The following is a 16,745-nucleotide window of genomic DNA, read 5'->3' on the forward strand; positions in this document are numbered from 1 at the left end:
GGTGATCAGCCTTCCTGGAGGGTCATGAGGCCGTGCTCGATGAAGACGGGGACGAGATCGCCGATGCGGTCGAAGCCGGCACCGACGGTCTGGCCGAGGGTGTAGCGGTAGTGGATGCCCTCCAGGATCACGGCGAGCTTGAACCACGCGAACGCCGTGTACCAGGAGATGGCGGAGGTGTCCCGGCCGGAGCGGGCCGCGTAGCGCTCGATGAGTTCGGCGGGCGTGGGGTGGCCGGCCGCTCCGCTGGTGGTCGAGACCGGGGACTTGGGCAGACCCAGGTCGGAGCTGTACATGACCAGCAGACCGAGGTCGGTCAGCGGGTCGCCGAGCGTCGACATCTCCCAGTCGAGGACGGCCTTGATCCGGTCGCCGGAGCCGATCAGCGCGTTGTCCAGGCGGTAGTCGCCGTGGATGACAGTGGGCGCGGGGGAGACGGGCAGATCGCGCCCGAGCGCAGCGTGCAGCTCGTCGATACCGGGCAGTTCGCGGTTGCGGGAGGCGTCCAGCTGCTTGCCCCAGCGGCGCAGCTGCCGGTCGAGGAACCCCTCGGGGCGCCCGAAGTCGCCGAGCCCCACCGACTCCGGGTCCACGGCGTGCAGTTCCACCAGCGTGTCGACCAGGCCCAGGACGACTTCACGGGTGCGCCCGGCACCGAGCGGGGCGAGCTGCTCGGCGGTGCGGTACGGGGTCCCCTCGACGTACTCCATGACGTAGAAGGGCGACCCGATGACGGAGTCGTCCTCGCAGAACAGCAGCGGCTCCGGCACCGGCACGGCCGTCGGGTGCAGCGCGCTGATGACCCGATGCTCACGCTTCATGTCGTGCGCGGTGGCGAGGACATGGCCGAGCGGAGGCCGGCGGACGACCCAGTGGCCGGTGCCGTCCGTGACGACGTACGTCAGGTTGGAGCGGCCGCCCTCGACGAGCCGGGCTTCGAGCGGTCCGTTCACCAGACCCGGCCGCTCGCGGTCGAGATGTCCGCGGAGCCGGTCCAGGTCGAGACCTGGCGGATGGACTGAGCTCATCGTGCGCACCTCCGGGGTGAAAAGACGTCGATGCTCATGATGCCGACCAGTCGGTATGTCGTCCAGTGAACTCCCGGAATCCGATGCGTGGACTTCCGTGCCGAGCGGGTCAGGACCCTGGCGCGCGTTGCTCGGCGGCAAGGTCCGCGACAGCGTCGAATACAGCGCGTACCTCTTCTGTCGCTGGGCCGCCCACCCCGTGGGCGGCGAACAGGACGACTGGGCCGCGGCCCGTCGACCCGGCCGCGGCCCGCCGACGCTCCTGCCGCCCCGTGAAGCGGCCACCGTCCGAGTTGCGGGCGGCCTGAGCAGCCCGGATGGTCGGATGATGAAGGCGATCAGCTACAGCAGGTACGGCGGTGCCGACGTCCTGGAGTACGGCGAGCGACCCGACCCCAAGGTCGGCCCGGACAGCGTTCTGGTGAAGGTGCGGGCCGCGGCCGTCAACCCGGTCGACTGGAAGGCAAGGGAGGGCCACCTCCGGTCCGGACTGGAGGCCGTCTTTCCGGTGATCCCCGGCTGGGACGTCTCCGGAGTCGTCGTGCAGCCCGGAATCGCCGTCGACGAGTTCGCCGTCGGCGACGAGGTCATCGGCTATGTGCGGGAGGACTTCCTGTCCCGTGGCACCTTCGCCGAGTACGTCGCCGCCCCCGTGCGCACCCTCGCCCGCAAACCGCTGAGCCTGAGCTTCGAGGCCGCGGCGGGGCTGCCGCTGGCCGGCCTCACCGCGTACCAGGTGCTGCACCGCACGCTGCGGATCCAGGACGGCGACACCGTGCTGGTCCACGCGGCCGCCGGCGGCGTGGGCTCACTGGCCGTCCAGCTCGCCCGGCATGCGGGCGCCCGCGTCATCGGCACCGCCAGCGAACGCAACCACGAGCACATCCGGCAGCTCGGCGGCGAACCGGTGGAGTACGGCGAAGGGCTCGCCGACCGGATCCGGGCCCTGGCCCCCGGCGGGGTCGACGCCGCCTTCGACACCGTGGGCGGCGAGGCCCTCCGCGTCTCCGCGGAGGTAATGAAACCCGGGGGCCGGCTGGCGTCCATCGCGGACGGTGAGGTCTTCTCGTACGGCGGGCGCTACGCCTTCGTACGGCCCGACGAGGCGGATCTCACCCAGCTCGCGGGACTGGCCGAGCAGGGCATCGTCTCGGTCCATGTCGACCGGGTCTTCCCGCTGGAGCAGGCCGCCGACGCCCAGCGGCTCAACGAGGAGGGGCGCACCCGCGGAAAGATCGTCGTCACCGTCCCCTGGGACAACTGACCGGCGCACCCCTCAGAAGATCACCGCCGCGGCGAACACCGCGAGCGCGATCGTGCACGCCGCCGCCGTCAGGGCGCCGCGCGGTGCCAGTGGCTGAGGTCGCGCGGTTCCCATCCCGAGCACCCGCCGGTGCGCCACCTGCAGAAACGCAAGCCAGGCCAGCATGCTCAGCGACACGGCGACGATCCCGGCCGGGGTGGCACCGCCGTGCAGCGCCGCCTTGCCCGCCAGCAGTGCCACCACCGTGCAGGACAGGGTGGTGCGCCGCCACGCCAGCCGGGTCCGCTCGGGCTGGAGTCCGGGGTCCCGCTCCCCGGCGGTCACCTGCCCTCCCAGCCGAAGAGGACCACCACCACCATCACGACGGCGACGACGGCGACAGCGACACCGAGCAGCGTCGGGAACCGGGAGACCGGCAGGTCCTCGCCGCGCCGCATCGCCTGCTCGCACCGCACCCAGTGGTTGACCGCCCGCAGGGAACAGAGCACACCGGCGGCGAGGAGCGCGAGCGCCAGCCCCGCCCTGACCCCCCAGGCCAGTTCCGGCAGGAACTGGTCGACGGCGAAACCGCCGCCGATGAGCGCAAGAGCCGTCCGGATCCAGGCGAGGAAGGTGCGCTCGTTGGCGAGCGAGAAGCGGTAGTCGGGGGTGTCGCCCTCTTCACGGATCCGCTGCGGCGCAAACCACAGCTTCACACCTTGTACGAATTCGTTCACGCCCGAACCTTATCGATCGCTTTGTCGCCGGCTGCCCGTCGGGGCGTGGCCTGCCCGGTACTCCCGCAACCGGTGGTACGTCTCCAGACCGTCCGGCACCCACTCCCAGTCGCCGAGCCGCTCCGCCAGTTCGCCATCGGTGAGGAAGGTGTGCCAGGCGACCTCCTCCACCTGCGGGTTCACCGGAAGCTCGCACCGCACCTGGTAGACGTACGACCACCAGGTGTGCTTTCCGCCCGTGTAGAGGAACTTGAAGAGCGGTTCGGGGCGGGGGAGTCCGGAGACCCCGAGCTCCTCCTCGGCCTCCCGCAGCGCCGCCTCGTCGTACGACTCGCCCGCGCCGACCACCCCGCCGACGAACATGTCGTAGTGCGAGGGAAAGACCAGCTTGGTCGCGGTCCTGCGGTGCACGAAGAGACGGCCCTCGGTGTCCCGGGCCTCGATGAAGACGCAGCGATGGCGCAGGCCCCGCGCGGTCGCCTCACCGCGCGGGGCCTGCCCCACGACCTCGTCGTTCTCGTCGACGATGTCCAGGATCTCGTCAGCAGCAGTCATGCCGCCCATCCAACCTCAGGTCGGAGTCCGGAACCCGGCCGGGGATCACTGACCCATGACGTACTTCACGGTCGGACCGGTGGTCCAGCCACCGTCCACCGCGAGCTCGGCGCCGGTGATGTAGGAGGCGGCGTCCGAGAGCAGGAAGGTCACGGCCTGGGCGATCTCGGACGGCTCACCGACCCGGCCCATCGGGGTGTTCGGGTAGTTGCCCTCGCCCTGCTGGATGCCGACCGACGCGGTCATCGGCGTGTGGACCATGCCCGGGTGGACGGAGTTCACCCGCACCTTCGCCGTGCCCAGCTCCACCGCCCCGACCTTCGTGAGCCCGCGGACGCCCCACTTGGACGCGCCGTAACTGGAGGTCAGTGCGAGGCCCATCAGTCCGGCGGCCGAGGATATGTTGACGATCGAGCCGCCACCGTTTTCCTTCATCACCGGGATGACGGTCTTCATGCCGATGAAGACGGCGGTCAGGTTGATGTCGATGACCTTGCGGAAGTGCTCGACCGTCTCGGTCTCCAGCGGCTGACCGGTCGACACACCGGCGTTGTTGACCAGCCCGTCGATCCGGCCGAACTCGGCGAGGGCGAACTCGGCGACCCGCTGCCAGTCCTTCTCGGACGTCACGTCGTGGTGCAGGAAGCGGGCGTTCGCGCCCAGCTCGGCGGCGGTCGCCGTGCCCTCTTCGTCGAGTACGTCGGTGATCACGACGCGGGCGCCGCCGACGATGGCCCGCCGGGCGGTCTCGGCGCCGAGACCGCGGGCGCCGCCGGTGATGACGACGGTCTTGTCGCTGAGCCGGTGGAGGTCGGTCATGATGATGTCCTTCATGCGGTACGGGGCACGGGTGCGTGCAGAAAAGCGGTCGTCGTCGCGACAAGATCGGCGCGGAAGAGCTCCTCGCCGGTCAGGGGTTCGACGCCGTCGAGGTACTGGCGGGCGCGGTCGGCGAACGCCGCACCGATCAGGGTGAGCGCCAGATCGAGCCGCTCCAGCCGCAGGGGACCGGGCAGCCCGGTCAGGCAGTCCGCCATGCGGCCGATGGCCCACCCGTAGGCGGTGCCGTCCAGCGCGGGGTGCAGGGTGCCGGTGCGCAGCCCGGTCTCACGACTGAGCTGGGCCGAGATGCGCAGGCAGCGACGGCCGCGGTCGTCGGCCAGCAGGCTCGACTCGGCTGTCACGAGAGCAGCGAGCAGCTCCCGTACGCCTGGTCCTTCCTCGCCCGTTCCGTCCGTGGTGTCGAGCGCGTCGAGGAGCGGTGCGATCACCCGTTCGGTACGGGCCTGTCGTCCGGCCATCACGGCGTCGAGCAGCCCCGCCCGGGAGCCGAAGTGGTACTGCACCGCGGAGGGGTTGCTCTGCCCGGCCAGCCGGACGATGTCCCGCAGCTGGGCGCCGTCGGTGCCCTGGGCGGCGAAGATCTCCTCGGCCGCGCGAATCAGTCGGTCCCGGGTCTCGGGCCCTGATGTTCTCGCCATGCCCAACACTGTAATGCTGGCCATTATTAATAAACCAGGTGCACCGCCCCGACTGTGAGGGAACACACGCGGAGTCGGCCGCCCAGCTGCCCGTCAGTACGGCTGGAGGCTGCGCCTGCGGTGATGGTGGCCGCGCCCCTCCGGCATCGCCGGATGCAGCCCCAGCAGCATGATCCCGACGACGATCGCCGTCAGACCCGTCGCCTGCCAGGCCAGTGCGGCTGCGTCGGTGCGCAGCTGGTCGCCGAGGAACCCGACCCCGCAGGCGATCCCGGCCAGCGGCTGGGCGGCGGTCAGCGCGGGCAGCGACGTGCGTAGCGGCCCTGTCTCGAAGGCGCTCTGCACCAGGACCAGACCCGTCACGCCCAATACCACCACCGCGTACGGCTGCCAGCCCGTTATCAGTGCCGTCCACCCCCCGTCCGACAGCCGCTGTCCGCTCACCCGAGTCAGCGCGTCCTGGAGGCCGTACAGCAGCCCGGCCGCCACCGCGAGCAGAGCGGGGGCCGCTCCGTGCCGCGAGCGCTTCGCGAACGTGGTCAGCACCATGGCGATGCCCACGACCACGCCGATCACCAGCCAGTGCCGCAGCTCGTTCGTGACCACCTCGCCACCCTGCGGCCGGCCTCCCAGCAGGAAAGCGGTGACTCCGCCGGCCAGCAGCCAGAGCCCCGCCCAGCCCTGCCGCCCCAGCCGCTGCCCGGTGCGATGGCGCGACAGAGCCATCGCGAAGAGCAGATTGGTCGCCAGCAGCGGCTCGACGACGGACACCTCGCCCTTGCCCAGGGCCAGCGCCCCCAGCGCCATGCCGCAGACCATCAGTCCGATCCCGGCCAGCCAGCTCGGCACCCGCATCAGGTCGAGCAGCAGCCGGGGGGAGAGGAAGTCGCTCCTCGGGGCGTGCTCGGCAGCCGCCTGCTGCAGGACAAAGCCGAATCCCAGACAGCAGGCGGCGCTCACGGCGAGTACGAGGACCAGCACCGACACGCTTCTCTTCCTCAAGTCCGGCCAGGGAAGGGTGATTTGTTTCGACGATAGCGCCTCGGTGGCTGGGGTGCGGCCGGAGCGCCGCCGACCGGGCGGTTGACGCCGCACCAGCCGGTGCCCAAGATCTGACGCACGAGTGAGACCGACCGGCAATTGGGGGGTGCGTGCCCCAGCCCCGTGACGCCGCCCCCAATTGCCGGCCGGTCTCACTTCCGGCTCGCTCCGGCCCGCCCCGACAAGGATGGAACCCATGGCGTACGACGCTGATGTGATCGTGATCGGGTCAGGACTCGCGGGTCTCGTGGCCACTGCCGAGCTCGTCGACGCGGGCCGCACGGTGATCCTGCTCGACCAGGAGCCCGAGCAGTCGATCGGCGGTCAGGCGCACTGGTCCTTCGGCGGTCTCTTCCTCGTCGACTCGCCCGAGCAGCGCCGCATGCGGATCAAGGACAGCCAGGAGCTGGCCCTTCAGGACTGGCTCGGTACGGCGGGGTTCGACCGCAAGGAGGACCACTGGCCACGGAAGTGGGCCGAGGCGTACGTCGATTTCGCGGCAGGGGAGAAGCGGTCCTGGCTGCACGCCCAGGGGCTGCGGATCTTCCCCGTCGTCGGCTGGGCCGAACGTGGCGGTTACGACGCGACCGGCCACGGCAACTCCGTACCCCGTTTCCACATCACCTGGGGCACTGGCCCCGGCGTCGTCGCTCCGTTCGAACGCCGGGTCCGCGAGGGCGTCGCCAAGGGGCTCGTCCGGCCGAGGTTCCGCCACCGGGTCACCGGTCTCGGCCGCACCGCGGGCGCTGTCGACACCGTGACCGGCGAAGTCCTCGAACCGAGCGGCGCCGAACGCGGCACCGCGAGCAGCCGCGAGACGACCGGTACCTTCGAGCTGAAGGCGCAGGCGGTGATCGTCACCTCCGGCGGCATCGGCGGCAACCATGACCTCGTCCGCGCCCAGTGGCCCGAGCGGCTCGGCACCCCGCCCGCGAAGATGCTCTCCGGGGTGCCCGCCCATGTCGACGGGCTGATGCTCGGGATCACCGAGGAGGCGGGTGCCCACCACATCAACCGTGACCGGATGTGGCATTACACCGAGGGCATCGAGAACTGGAACCCGATCTGGGCCGAGCACGGCATCCGGATCCTGCCGGGCCCCTCCTCGCTCTGGCTGGACGCCCGCGGCAAGCGGCTGCCGGTCCCGCTCTTCCCGGGCTTCGACACGCTCGGCACCCTCGAACACATCATGAAGTCCGGCCACGACTACACCTGGTTCGTTCTCGACCAGAAGATCATCGGGAAGGAGTTCGCGCTCTCCGGCTCCGAGCAGAACCCCGACCTGACCGGGAAGTCGGTCCGTGACGTGATCGGCCGGGCGCGCGCCGACGTGCCGGGCCCGGTCAAGGCGTTCATGGACAACGGCGTGGACTTCGTCGTCGAGAAGGACCTCGACGCGCTGGTCCGCGGCATGAACGCGCTCACCGGCGAGCAGCTGATCGACGCGGACGCGCTGCGCCGCGAGATCACCGCCCGGGACCGCGAGATCGCCAACCCGTTCACCAAGGATCTCCAGATCACGGCGGTCCGCGGGGCGCGCGCCTATCTGGGCGACCGGCTGATCCGTACGGCGGCGCCGCACCGCATCCTCGACCCGAAGGCCGGCCCGCTGGTCGCCGTGCGGCTGAACATCCTCACCCGTAAGTCGCTCGGCGGACTGGAGACGGACCTCTCGTCGCGGGTGCTGACCGAGGACGGCACGCCGCTCGCCGGTGTGTACGCGGCGGGGGAGGCGGCCGGATTCGGCGGCGGAGGGATGCACGGCTACCGCTCGCTCGAAGGGACGTTCCTCGGCGGCTGCATCTTCTCCGGGCGGGTGGCGGGCCGCGCCGCGGCGGCGGCGGTCGGCGCGTAGCCGCAGACGCGTCACCCCCCGACGACGGGGTCGAGCAACTCGGCGACCCGGAACCGTTCGGCGACGATCAGCGTGTCGTCGTCGACCGTGAACTCCGGGTCGCCGAGCGCCTCCCGCATCTCCTCCCCGTGCCAGAACCGCTCGTGGCCCGCGCGCCACTGCGCCACCGACGTGTCGCCCTCGCCCTCGTCGAGCACATGCTGGAGGCCGACGTCGCCGAGCCGCAGGACCCGTACCTCCGTCACCTCGACGACCGCGATCTCCCGGCCGTCCGAATCGATCAGCGCCGACCGTTCGCCCACCGCGGGCAGCTCCTCCTGCTCCGCCGCGTACTCCGCGAGCAGTCCCGTCGTCGACACCTTCACGCCGGCGAGTACCGCCCCCACCAGCTGATCGCGCAGCGGCCCGGGGAAGGCGAGAAGGAACGGTTTGAGAGCTTCACGGTTCGACATGGCGCAAGTCTCACATGTCCCGGCACCTCCCGCGGGAGAGGAGATGAAGGTCTGAGTTCCAGCCAACCCAGCTGAAAATAAGCGCAGTTGATCGATTCAGCTCTTGACGTGGAGCCCCGCCTGCCGCTTTGCTGTGGCACGTTCGAAATGTCTGTACCTGCCTCGTACGTGTTTGCGCCAGGCCCGTACTGTGCTTGTACCCGTGTCGTAAAGGAAGCCAGCGGTGTCGCCGCCCCCGCCTCCCCTGGGCCGCTCCCGAAGATGGGGCGGGCGCTCCGGCCACCCCTTCGACACGGCACTCGACGACACCGAACTCATCGACGTACGAGGACAGTTCACCCAGGGGCGGTGGACCAGGGCCCGCTCCCTGCTGGTCGCCACCGGCCATGACTGGGACCGCCGCGGCCACCGCGTCGTCTCTCTCGCCGAGACCCCGTCCGCCGCCGGATGGGCCCAGGACTGGCTGCTTGCCGAACCCGAGAGCGCCGATGCCGCGACCCTGCTGGCCTGCGCCACCGTGGTCCGCGCCCTGCACGGCAAGGACACCCCCGAAGCGGCCCGCGACGCCTGTCTGCGCGCCGCCGGGCTGGCCCCCGACGATCCCACGCCCTGGCTGGGGCAGCTGATGCTGGCCCGTGGCCACGGCCCCCAGAAGGAGGCGGGGAAGTACTTCGACGAAGTGCGCCTCCGCCACCCCGACCACCACCACGCGCACCATCTGATGACGGCCCTGCTCGCCGAGAACCATCCCGACAGTGGCCGGGACCCGCTGCACGAGGTCTACGACTTCGCCGCCTGGGCCGCCGAACAGGCCCCCGCCGACTCGCCGCTCGCCGTCCTCCCGGTCGTCGCCCACGCCGAGCGTTACCGCGTCCTGGTCACCGCCGGCGGCGAGTCCGACGACCCGGTGGGCTCCGGGCACTGGTCGGGGCGGCGGGCCCGGCAGGTGATGAAGGCCGCCTTCGACTGGTGGCTGGAGTGGGAGCGCGAGGACCATCCGCGCAACCGTGCCGACCTCAACTTCCTGGCCCACGCGAAGGTGTGCGAGGGCCGGTCCGCGGAGGCCGCCGCCCTCTTCCAGCGCATCGGCCCCCATGCCACGCCCGCGCCCTGGTCGTACTCCGGCCGGGACCCGTACCGGACCTTCCTCACGGCACGCGGCGCCGCACTCGGAACTCCTTGACCGCCCGCCGCCACCACCCCCGTTGTGCACCTCCCCGCATTTCTTCTCAACGAAGGGACCACCCCCGCCATGTCGACGGGCAGTTCAAGAACGAGCGAGACCGGAACCACCGGTGTGACGAGCGATACGGGCGGCATCAGCACCTACAAGGGTGAGGAGCGGGCCCTGCGTGCGGACCGGCTCGGCACCCCGGGACTGCTTCTCTCGGTCCTCGCCGCCAGCGCCCCTCTGATGGTCGTCGCCGGGGTGATGCCCACCGTCTTCGGCGTGATGGGCATCGTCGGCCAGCCGCTGCTGTACGTCATCCTCGGCATCGTCCTGATGCTGTTCAGCGTCGGTTACGCGGAGATGAGCCGGCACGTCCACAACGCCGGTGCCTTCTACGCGTACATCGCCCGGGGACTCGGCCCGACCGCGGGCGCCGGTGCGTCACTCGTCGCGCTGGTCGCGTACAGCGCCATGCAGGTCGGCGTCTACGGCATCCTCGGCTTCGAGGTCTCCGGCCTGTTCGCCACCTATCTGGAGATCGAACTCGCCTGGTGGATTCCGGCAGTTGTCGCCGTCGTGATCGTCGGTGTGCTCGGCTGGCTGAAGATCGACCTCAACGCCAAGGTCCTCGGCGTGCTGCTGGTCGTCGAGTGCGCCCTCGTCGTGATCTTCGACATCGCCGCCGTTTCCAAGCCGGGACCGGAGGGCCTGTCGCTGCACGCCTTCAACCCCGACACCCTCACCGGCGCAGGACTCGGCACCGCGCTCTGCTTCTGCATCGCCGCGTTCGTCGGGTTCGAGCAGGCGCCGGTGTACGCCGAGGAGACCAGCCGCCCGCAGATCGTTGTCTCGCGGGTGATGTTCCTCGCCGTTGGCTACGCCGCCCTGTTCCTCGCGATCAGCTCCTGGGCGCTGACCGTCGCCGCGGGCCCCGGCTTCATCGCCGACACCTCGGTGAAGGAGGGCCCCGGGATGCTGTTCGGTCTCACCGAGGACCGGCTCGGCACCACCTTCACCGACGTGCTGCACGTCCTCTTCGTCACCGGCATGTTCGCGGCGCTGCTCAGCTTCCACAACGTCGTCGCCCGGTACGCGTTCGCGATGGGCCGTGAGAACCTGCTGCCCGCCGCGTTCGGCCGGACCAACAAGTCCAGCGGTGCCCCGGCCACCGGCTCGCTGCTCCAGTCCGTCGTCTCCCTGGTCATCGTGCTGGCCTTCGCGTTCACGGACGACAAGCCGGTCGGCGACCCGACCGCCCCGGTGCTGCACCTGTTCACCTGGATGGGCAACGTCGGCGCGCTCGGCGTCATCGTGCTGATGGCCGCCGCCTCCTTCGCCGTGATCGCCTTCTTCGTCAAGCGCGGCGCCGGCCGGGCGCAGCTGTGGCGGCTGGTCGCCTCCGGTCTGGCCGGTGCGGCGCTGGTGGCCATCGCCGTCTTCACGGTCCGGGACTTCGACGTACTCGTCGGATCCGGTCCCGGCTCGGTGCTCAACTGGCTGCTGCCCGGAGTCGTCGTCGCCTCGCTCGTCATCGGCCTGGTGTACGGGGCGGTGCTGCGCTCGACGAAGCCGGCGGTGCACGCCAGGATCGGCCTGGGCAACGAGGCGTTCCAGTTGGAGAAGGCGGCGGAGAGCGGTGCGGCCCACCACTGAGGCCCGTCGCCTCACCGAAGTGTGACGGACACCCGCGGCCCCTGGTGACACGCGGCCGCGGTGGCGCACCGGCGCCACGTTCGTCCACGACTGGCTCGCGCTGGCCATGGGGATCGTGCCGGCCGGGCACATGGCAATGGCGCTCGACCGCCCCGGAGGCACGCCGTGGCATGCGCACCGGGTCGGTCGAGCGCCATGGGGCGCGGGCCGAACACCCGCTGTGGGGGGAATCCCCCGAGGGGCCGGAAGGACGGTCCGTCGAGCCGCGGGACGGCGCGCCGGACCTGCGTCAGAGGACCAGCGACAGCAGCAGGATGAAGCCGAGCGAGACCACGGAGATGATGGTCTCCATCACCGACCAGGTCTTCACCGTCTGGCCGACGCTCATCCCGAAGTACTCCTTCACCAGCCAGAAACCGGCGTCGTTGACGTGGCTGAAGAAGAGCGAGCCCGCACCGACGGCGAGGACCAGCAGCGCCGCGTGCGACGTCGACATGTCGGCGGCGAGCGGGGCGACCAGACCGGCCGCCGAGATCGTGGCCACGGTCGCCGAGCCGGTCGCGAGCCGGATCGCGACGGCGATCAGCCAGCCCAGCAGCAGCGCCGGGATCGACCAGTCCTTGGAGAAGTCAAGGATCATCTGGCCCACACCGGCATCGATGAGGGTCTGCTTGAAGCCACCGCCCGCACCGACGATCAGCAGCACGCCCGCGATCGGGGCGAGGGACTTCTCGACGGTGACGGAGAGCCGGCCCTTGCTGAAACCGGCCGCCCGGCCCAGCGTGAACATCCCGACTATGACGGCCGCGAGGAGCGCGATCAGCGGCGAGCCGATCACATCGGTGACCCGCTGGACGTGGTTCTCCGGGTTGTCCACGACGATGTCGACGAGGGCCTTGGCCAGCATCAGCACGACGGGCAGCAGGATGGTCGCCAGCGTGGCGCCGAAGCTGGGGCGACGCTCCAGGTCCTCCGACGGACGCTGCGGGATCATCTTCTCGGGCGCCTCGATGTCCACCCAGCGGGCGGCGTAACGGGAGAAGACGGGGCCCGCGATGATCACGGTCGGGATGGCGACCAGGACACCGAGCGCCAGCGTGACACCGAGGTTGGCGCCGAGGGCGTCGATCGCCACCAGCGGGCCGGGGTGCGGGGGGATCAGCCCGTGCATCACGGAGAGACCGGCCAGCGCCGGGATACCGATCCGCATCAGGGAGTAGTTGCCGCGCTTGGCGACGAGCAGCACGACCGGGATCAGCAGCACGATGCCGACCTCGAAGAAGAGCGGCAGACCGATGATCGAGGCGATGAGGACCATCGCCCACGGCATGGCGCGCCCGCTCGCCTTCGCGAGAATCGTGTCGACGATCTGGTCCGCGCCGCCGGAGTCGGCGAGCAGCTTGCCCAGGATGGCGCCGAGCGCGATCAGGACACCGACGCCCGCGACGGTCGAGCCGAGACCGGCGGTGAAGCTGGCGATCGTCTTGGCAGGCGCGGCACCGGCGAAGGAGCCGAGGGCCAGCGAGCCGATGGTCAGCGCGAGGAACGCGTGCAACTTGAACTTGGTGATCAGCAGAACGATGACGGCGATGCCGGCCAGGACGGCAATGCCCAACTGCGCGTTGCCTGCCGAAGTGATCGGTTCGACGGCGTCCGCTGCCAACATCTCGACGCTGAGACTGGTCACGGTGGGGATCCTTAGTCTTCGAGCCGGCGCAGCGCGGCGACGGCTCGCTGGGTGATTTCTTCGGGGGTGCCGGACACATCGACGGAGACGCCGGCCTCGTCCTCCTGCAGCGGCTGCAGGGTGGCGAACTGCGAGTCGAGCAGCGCGGTCGGCATGAAGTGGCCCTTACGGTCCGCCATGCGCTCCTCGATGAGGGCCCGGTCGCCGGTCAGGTGGAGGAAGACGGCTCCGGGGGCCTTGGCGCGCAGCCGGTCGCGGTAGGACCGCTTGAGCGCCGAGCTGCTGACGACGCCGCCGAGTCCGGCCCGGTTGTGCGCCCACTGCCCGATCGCATCGAGCCAGGGCCACCGGTCGGAGTCGTCCAGTGGGATGCCGGCCGACATCTTGGCGATGTTCGCCGCGGGATGGAAGTCGTCGCCCTCGGCGTACGGAACGCCGAGTTCGGCCGCGAGCAGGGGACCGATCGTGGTCTTGCCGGTCCCTGCTACGCCCATCACCACGACTACATGGGTGGTGCTCATTGGTGGTGCCTCGCTGTCTCCGTCGATGTCGTCCTCGACACCGGTCCGTCGCGCTACTGAAACCCATACGTAGGACTTATTCAAGACGTTGTGATTTAAAAGTCATACTTTTTGTTCGCCGTACGCGCCCCGTAGGCTTTGCCCATGACCACACAGGGCCCTGGGCTGCATACACACGTGCTGGACACCCTGGGTCTGGAGATCGCCGCGGGGGACTGCCCGCCGGGCCGGGTGCTGCGCACCGACGAGCTGGCCCAGCGCTTCGACGTCTCGCGCACGGTCGTACGCGAAGTGGTCCGCGTCCTCGAATCCATGCACCTGGTCGAGTCCCGGCGCCGGGTCGGCGTGACCGTACAGCCGACCGAGGCGTGGAACGTCTACGATCCGCAGGTCATCCGGTGGCGACTGGCCGGCACCGACCGGCCGCGCCAGCTGCGCTCCCTGACCGTCCTGCGCTCGGCGATCGAACCGGTCGCGGCCGGACTCGCCGCCCGGCACGCGACGCCGGAACAGTGCGCCGCCCTCACCGAATGCGCCCTCGGCATGGTCGCGACCTCACGCGGCCAGCAGCTGGAGGGATACCTGGAGCACGACATCGCGTTCCACCGGATCGTGCTCAACGCATCCGGCAACGAGATGTTCGCGCGGCTCGGGGACGTCGTCGCAGAGGTGCTGGCGGGACGCACCCATCACCAGGTGATGTTCGAGGACCCGGACCCGGCGGCGGTCACGCTCCACGTACGGCTCGCGGAAGCGGTGCGGGAGGGCCACGTGGCGGAGGCGGAGCGGCTGACGAAGGAGATCGCGGTGGGCGCCCTGCACGAACTGGACGTGCTCGCCCCCTGAGAGGCTGCCGCGCCTTGCGGGAACCCACCCCGGAACCGCGGGTCGGGGCCCGGATTCGGAGGGCAGGGCCCGGACGCGTCGGTCAGTGCCCGGACTTCACATGCTGCAGCCGGCCGGCGGCTGCAGCGAGCACCATCTCCAGTGCCGCCGCATACCCGCTCCGGTCCATCTCCGCCACCAGGACAGGCGCGATCGCCGCGATGTTCGGATGCTCGGCGGCCGGCAGTCGTGCGTACGTCTCCTGCCACGCCTGGACCTCCAGCGCGCGGGCCCGCTCCGACAGCACCAGCGTCGACGCGTCCAGCGCGGCGAACGACAGCGTCTGGTCCACGAACACGTGGTAGATCCGCGCCGCCTCCCCGTCCGGGAATCCCGCCCCGCGCAGAATCCCGAGGATGGTCTCCACGGCCTGGATCTCGTGCGTACGACCGGTGACCCGCGCACACGTCAGCATCGCCGCCTGCGGATGCGCCAGATAGTTGGCGTGCATGCGAAGCCCCAGGTCACGCAGGTCGGCCCGCCAGTCCCCGGTGGCCCGCCAGTCGCGCAGGGTACGGCCGATCAGTTCGTCGGCCACCGCCAGCAGCAGCTCGTCCGTGTCCCGGAAGTACCGGTAGACCGCGCTCGGGTCGCAGCCCAGCGCCGCGCCCAGCCGGCGCACGGTGAGCGCCGCCGCCCCGTGCTCGCCGATCAGCCGCAGCACCGTCTTGATGATCAGCTGCTCCGACAGCACCGTGCCCTGTTTGGTGGGGCGCCTGCGGCGCCGCGCACTCTCCGGCACCACCCGCTCGCTCGCGCTCATGCGGGCACCTTATGACAACGGCGTTGACGCGCGGAACCCCCGAGGAGTTCGATGTGCCGCCATCGGGGCCGAAAAGCGCCCCTCGGCGAAGGAGTCACCGTGACGGCCTCACCCACCCCCTACGGCAGCGACCCACCAGCGGCCACGACCCTCAAGAAGAGCCTCGGCGTCGTCGACGGATTCGCCATCGCCGCCTCCTCCACCGCCGCGACCACCAGCATCGGCATCGGCCTGGGCGTCACCGCGGGCGCCGTCGGCCTGCACCTGCCGATCATCATGCTGCTGGGCTTCCTGCCCGTCCTCGGTATCGCGAGCGCCTACTCCCGGCTCAACCGGGTCGAGCCCAACATGGGCAGCGGCTATGTCTGGGTCGGCCGCTCCCTGAGCCCCTGGCTCGGCTTCCTCGTCGGCTGGATCGGCATCGTCTCCACGGTCGTCTTCCTCTCGTACACCACGACCGTCACCGGCTCCGCACTGCTCCAACTCGCGGGCGAGGGCGGGCTGCACCGCCTCGCCGGGCTCCGCCTCGACCCGGACTCCACCGCCCAGTCGACCGTCCTCGGCATCGTCGTCCTCGTCGTCGTCACCGTCACCGCGATCATCGGCACCCGGTCCGCCGCCAACCTGCAGAAGTACCTCCTCGTCTTCGAGTACGCCGTGCTGCTCGGGTTCTGCGGATACGGACTGGCCGTCGGCCCGCACCCGTTCAGCCTGGACTGGATCAACCCGTTCACCATCCCCTCCGGACAGCAGCTCGTCCAGGGGCTTCTCCTCTCGGTCTTCTGCTACTGGGGGTTCGAGTCGTCGTTCAGCGTCAACGAGGAGGTCCGCGACCCGCAGGACGCCTCCAGGGCCGGACTCATCACTCTGGTCACCATGCTCGGCCTCTTCCTCCTGGGCTCCTTCGCCTTCCAGCGTGTCCTCTCGCTGGACGAGTTGACCGGTCACGGTGCCCAGGGGCTCACGTACTTCGGCGACCGGCTTGCCCACCAGCCCCTCGCCGCGCTCCCGCTGATCGCTCTCACCTTCTCCGCCGTGGCCTCCCTCCAGTCCGGTGTGATCCCGACCGTGCGCGGCATGTTCGCGATGAGCCGGGACCGTACGCTCGGCCCGCTCTGGACCAAGGTCAGCCCGCGGTACGGCACACCGGCAGCCGGAACGGTCGTGATCGGCTGTGTCGCCGCCGCCATCGCCGTCCTGTCCCTGGTCATTCCGAAGGTCGGCGACCTCATCATGGCCTCCGTCAACGCGATCGGCGTCGTCGTCTCGCTCTACTACGCGCTCACCGCGCTGGCCGCCGCCGCCCGCTTCCGCGGGGCGCTGCGCGAGAGCCGGTCCGAGGCCCTGCGGGCCGTGGTGATCCCGGTGCTCAGTGCCGCCGCGCTGCTCGGCCTCGGCGGCTACCTCTGCTGGTCCTTCTACACCTCCGCCGACCACTTCGAGATCAGCCCGGACAACGGCTGGTTCATGCTGTTCTGCCCGGCGGTCATGCTGCTGACCGGTGTGGGTGCGGCGGCCTGGGCCAAGTGGGTAAGGAAGTCCCCGTACTTCACCACCGGCCGCTCCCTCGCCGCCTTCGAACCGGCAGTCGCCGAACCGGCAGTCGCCGAAGCGGTCTGACCCCCCGTACTCCTGACACCCTCGCGCCCCGCGCGGCCCTTGCCGAAACGGAA

Annotated in this window: 17 protein-coding genes and 1 pseudogene; 7 read left to right on the plus strand and 11 right to left on the minus strand. The window is 70.4% G+C overall.

The window, feature by feature from the left end; translation table 11 throughout:
- Positions 1-5 precede the first annotated feature (5 nt).
- On the minus strand, positions 6-1,028 hold the full coding sequence (locus OH809_RS33355; RefSeq protein WP_406417962.1) for a phosphotransferase family protein: 1,023 nt from the start codon (positions 1,026-1,028) through the stop codon (positions 6-8).
- 328 nt (positions 1,029-1,356) lie between these two features.
- Here OH809_RS33355 and OH809_RS33360 point away from each other — a divergent pair, with 328 nt between their 5' ends.
- Positions 1,357-2,292, plus strand: coding sequence for an NADP-dependent oxidoreductase (locus OH809_RS33360; protein ID WP_406424831.1), 936 nt, complete (start codon positions 1,357-1,359; stop codon positions 2,290-2,292).
- Positions 2,293-2,304: 12 nt separating this feature from the next.
- Here the strand turns inward: OH809_RS33360 and OH809_RS33365 are convergent, their stop codons facing one another.
- The 6 genes from OH809_RS33365 to OH809_RS33390 all read right to left on the minus strand — a co-directional run bounded on the left by OH809_RS33365 (position 2,305) and on the right by OH809_RS33390 (position 6,031).
- Entirely contained in the window at positions 2,305-2,616 is a 312-nt protein-coding gene (locus OH809_RS33365) for a DUF202 domain-containing protein (protein WP_406417960.1), read from the minus strand.
- Positions 2,613-3,008, minus strand: a complete 396-nt coding sequence (locus OH809_RS33370; RefSeq protein ID WP_406417958.1) for a YidH family protein — start codon at positions 3,006-3,008, stop codon at positions 2,613-2,615. The genes OH809_RS33365 and OH809_RS33370 overlap by 4 nt, the downstream gene beginning before the upstream one ends.
- Before the next feature lie 9 nt (positions 3,009-3,017).
- Positions 3,018-3,563 (minus strand): NUDIX domain-containing protein, encoded by a 546-nt coding sequence (locus OH809_RS33375; RefSeq protein ID WP_406417956.1) that lies wholly within the window; start codon positions 3,561-3,563, stop codon positions 3,018-3,020.
- Positions 3,564-3,608: 45 nt separating this feature from the next.
- A complete protein-coding gene (locus OH809_RS33380) occupies positions 3,609-4,382 on the minus strand; it encodes a glucose 1-dehydrogenase (protein ID WP_406417954.1) in 774 nt (257 codons plus the stop codon).
- 11 nt (positions 4,383-4,393) lie between these two features.
- Positions 4,394-5,044 (minus strand): TetR/AcrR family transcriptional regulator, encoded by a 651-nt coding sequence (locus OH809_RS33385; RefSeq protein WP_406417952.1) that lies wholly within the window; start codon positions 5,042-5,044, stop codon positions 4,394-4,396.
- Positions 5,045-5,137: 93 nt separating this feature from the next.
- Positions 5,138-6,031, minus strand: a complete 894-nt coding sequence (locus OH809_RS33390) for a DMT family transporter (protein ID WP_406417950.1) — start codon at positions 6,029-6,031, stop codon at positions 5,138-5,140.
- 250 nt (positions 6,032-6,281) lie between these two features.
- On the opposite strand from OH809_RS33390, the gene OH809_RS33395 reads away from it, so the two are divergent.
- A complete protein-coding gene (locus tag OH809_RS33395; protein WP_406417948.1) occupies positions 6,282-7,940 on the plus strand; it encodes an FAD-binding dehydrogenase in 1,659 nt (552 codons plus the stop codon).
- Positions 7,941-7,951: 11 nt separating this feature from the next.
- On the opposite strand, the gene OH809_RS33400 is transcribed toward OH809_RS33395, so the two are convergent.
- Positions 7,952-8,392: an ASCH domain-containing protein gene (locus tag OH809_RS33400; RefSeq protein WP_406417946.1), complete on the minus strand. Its 441-nt coding sequence runs from the start codon at positions 8,390-8,392 to the stop codon at positions 7,952-7,954.
- Positions 8,393-8,615: 223 nt separating this feature from the next.
- Here OH809_RS33400 and OH809_RS33405 point away from each other — a divergent pair, with 223 nt between their 5' ends.
- The 3 genes and pseudogenes from OH809_RS33405 to OH809_RS33415 form a co-directional block, all read left to right on the plus strand.
- Positions 8,616-9,575, plus strand: a complete 960-nt coding sequence (locus OH809_RS33405) for a hypothetical protein (RefSeq protein WP_406417944.1) — start codon at positions 8,616-8,618, stop codon at positions 9,573-9,575.
- Positions 9,576-9,644: 69 nt separating this feature from the next.
- Positions 9,645-11,216: an APC family permease gene (locus OH809_RS33410; RefSeq protein WP_406417942.1), complete on the plus strand. Its 1,572-nt coding sequence runs from the start codon at positions 9,645-9,647 to the stop codon at positions 11,214-11,216.
- Positions 11,217-11,277: 61 nt separating this feature from the next.
- Positions 11,278-11,440: pseudogene (locus OH809_RS33415) on the plus strand (formate dehydrogenase); the annotation flags it as partial.
- A gap of 65 nt (positions 11,441-11,505) precedes the next feature.
- On the opposite strand, the gene OH809_RS33420 reads toward OH809_RS33415, so the two are convergent.
- Together OH809_RS33420 and OH809_RS33425 are read right to left on the minus strand one after the other, a co-directional pair.
- Positions 11,506-12,903 (minus strand): gluconate:H+ symporter, encoded by a 1,398-nt coding sequence (locus tag OH809_RS33420; protein ID WP_406417940.1) that lies wholly within the window; start codon positions 12,901-12,903, stop codon positions 11,506-11,508.
- Positions 12,904-12,914: 11 nt separating this feature from the next.
- A complete protein-coding gene (locus OH809_RS33425) occupies positions 12,915-13,424 on the minus strand; it encodes a gluconokinase (RefSeq protein ID WP_406417938.1) in 510 nt (169 codons plus the stop codon).
- Between the two features lie 144 nt (positions 13,425-13,568).
- On the opposite strand from OH809_RS33425, the gene OH809_RS33430 reads away from it, so the two are divergent.
- Positions 13,569-14,270, plus strand: a complete 702-nt coding sequence (locus OH809_RS33430; protein ID WP_406417936.1) for a FadR/GntR family transcriptional regulator — start codon at positions 13,569-13,571, stop codon at positions 14,268-14,270.
- An 82-nt stretch (positions 14,271-14,352) separates the two neighbouring features.
- Here OH809_RS33430 and OH809_RS33435 read toward each other — a convergent pair whose 3' ends face one another.
- Positions 14,353-15,072: a TetR/AcrR family transcriptional regulator gene (locus OH809_RS33435; protein WP_406417934.1), complete on the minus strand. Its 720-nt coding sequence runs from the start codon at positions 15,070-15,072 to the stop codon at positions 14,353-14,355.
- Between the two features lie 99 nt (positions 15,073-15,171).
- Between OH809_RS33435 and OH809_RS33440 the strand changes: the two genes are divergently transcribed.
- On the plus strand, positions 15,172-16,692 hold the full coding sequence (locus OH809_RS33440) for an APC family permease (protein ID WP_406417932.1): 1,521 nt from the start codon (positions 15,172-15,174) through the stop codon (positions 16,690-16,692).
- Positions 16,693-16,745: the final 53 nt, after the last annotated feature.

This window comes from Streptomyces sp. NBC_00873, assembly GCF_045207415.1.
Lineage (GTDB): Bacteria > Actinomycetota > Actinomycetes > Streptomycetales > Streptomycetaceae > Streptomyces.

What these genes read in the sequence shown, in the direction of transcription:
- OH809_RS33410 (WP_406417942.1), top strand. Translation starts at nt 9,645, where the DNA reads ATGTCGACGGGCAGTTCAAGAACGAGCGAGACCGGAACCACCGGTGTG.
- OH809_RS33435 (WP_406417934.1), bottom strand. Translation starts at nt 15,072, where the DNA reads ATGAGCGCGAGCGAGCGGGTGGTGCCGGAGAGTGCGCGGCGCCGCAGG.
- OH809_RS33360 (WP_406424831.1), top strand. Translation starts at nt 1,357, where the DNA reads ATGAAGGCGATCAGCTACAGCAGGTACGGCGGTGCCGACGTCCTGGAG.
- OH809_RS33385 (WP_406417952.1), bottom strand. Translation starts at nt 5,044, where the DNA reads ATGGCGAGAACATCAGGGCCCGAGACCCGGGACCGACTGATTCGCGCG.
- OH809_RS33395 (WP_406417948.1), top strand. Translation starts at nt 6,282, where the DNA reads ATGGCGTACGACGCTGATGTGATCGTGATCGGGTCAGGACTCGCGGGT.
- OH809_RS33355 (WP_406417962.1), bottom strand. Translation starts at nt 1,028, where the DNA reads ATGAGCTCAGTCCATCCGCCAGGTCTCGACCTGGACCGGCTCCGCGGA.
- OH809_RS33425 (WP_406417938.1), bottom strand. Translation starts at nt 13,424, where the DNA reads ATGAGCACCACCCATGTAGTCGTGGTGATGGGCGTAGCAGGGACCGGC.
- OH809_RS33430 (WP_406417936.1), top strand. Translation starts at nt 13,569, where the DNA reads ATGACCACACAGGGCCCTGGGCTGCATACACACGTGCTGGACACCCTG.
- OH809_RS33380 (WP_406417954.1), bottom strand. Translation starts at nt 4,382, where the DNA reads ATGACCGACCTCCACCGGCTCAGCGACAAGACCGTCGTCATCACCGGC.
- OH809_RS33375 (WP_406417956.1), bottom strand. Translation starts at nt 3,563, where the DNA reads ATGACTGCTGCTGACGAGATCCTGGACATCGTCGACGAGAACGACGAG.
- OH809_RS33400 (WP_406417946.1), bottom strand. Translation starts at nt 8,392, where the DNA reads ATGTCGAACCGTGAAGCTCTCAAACCGTTCCTTCTCGCCTTCCCCGGG.